Here is a 1,308-nt window from a genome sequence, read left to right on the forward strand (position 1 = left end):
ACGCTCTTGCCAAGGAGTAATTTCAACCTCTTGATCGCCAAAGCTCGGTTTTTGTTTGTTTAGAATCATCGCGACTTGCTGTTCAACCTTGTTGGTTAAGCTGGTGTCGAACAGAAATACTGACAGCGCACTGACTTTGTCCGACCCCAGCAGAGACTGAGCACTGTTGATGTGTACGTAAAGTTGGCGTTTATCCAGCTCAGGTACGCCAGTTGAGTAGATACCGCGAACTTTAAAGTCGTAAGCGTTCAAAGCGCCATCTGTCGTAGTAGCAAGTAAGGTAATCCAATCTCCCACGTTGACGCTCAGATTATTGGCGAGATCCACCCCAAGCATCACTTCTGGCTCAGAAGTGTCGTAACGAGAGGCATGAATGTTGGAAAGCGTCTGCCCATCACGCACGTCCAAAAACGGCCCTTTCATATCGAACTCGCGTTCGTTAACGCCGATACCAATAAAAATCGAGGACTTGCTGCCGTTAGAGATCAAACCGCTGAATTCCACTCGTGGCTGTACGCCTCGCACCTCACTCAAACCAATCAACTGTTTGGTGATCTCATCGGCATGGCTCAAACCATTGCTCAATGGCATCTCTTCTTCTTTAGCGAAGTAACCCGGCGTGGTTAACGTCAGATGCCCCGTGTCACGCGCGGTGGATTCTTTCAAGCTGTCGTAGGTATAAAGGCCGAAACCACCTGCGCTGGTCAGCGCAAAAACTGCAATGGCGATGATCAGCATCGACAACAAACTGCGTCGGCGATTACGTTGTAGGTTCAGCCAAGCAAGGCGAACCGAAACGGGAATTAGCTTGCCCATGAGACCTCCTCCACACTGGCGTGCGTTTGGATGATTTTGCCGTCCACCAGCTCGATGGTGCGATCGCAGCGAGATGCCATACGAGGGTCGTGAGTGGCGACAATGAAGGTGGTACCAAACTCGTGCCCGAGCCCTTTCATGATATCGATGACTTTGTTTGCGGTTTGGCTATCGAGGCTTGCTGTTGGCTCGTCGGCAATCACTAATGCAGGTTTGTGAACCAAAGCGCGAGCAATCGCTACCCGTTGCTGCTGACCACCAGACAAGTTATCGGGCATGTGATGGATAAATTCTCCCAGCCCCACATGTTCCAGCATCTGTGAGGCAAGTTCAGTTTGTTCTGTTTTTGAAAAACCGTTGAGATGCAACGGATAAGCGACGTTCTCCAAAGCCGTCATCACTGGCACCAAGTTGAATTTTTGGAATATAAAACCCAGCTTTTCACGGCGCATTTTCGCAGCCTGCATTTGTCCGCTCGGGTAAGGTTGGCCA

At 50.3% G+C, this 1,308-nt stretch carries 2 protein-coding genes; both read right to left on the minus strand.

Annotated features, from left to right (window positions below; translation table 11 throughout):
• The coding region (locus tag R8269_RS24630; protein ID WP_318222831.1) for an ABC transporter permease at positions 1-816 on the minus strand (816 nt) is incomplete at its 3' end.
• Positions 804-1,308, minus strand: a 505-nt coding sequence (locus tag R8269_RS24635) for an ABC transporter ATP-binding protein (RefSeq protein WP_318222832.1), incomplete at its 5' end; no start/stop codon positions are given. The genes R8269_RS24635 and R8269_RS24630, both read right to left, overlap by 13 nt.

This window comes from Vibrio sp. Vb0667, from assembly GCF_033391095.1.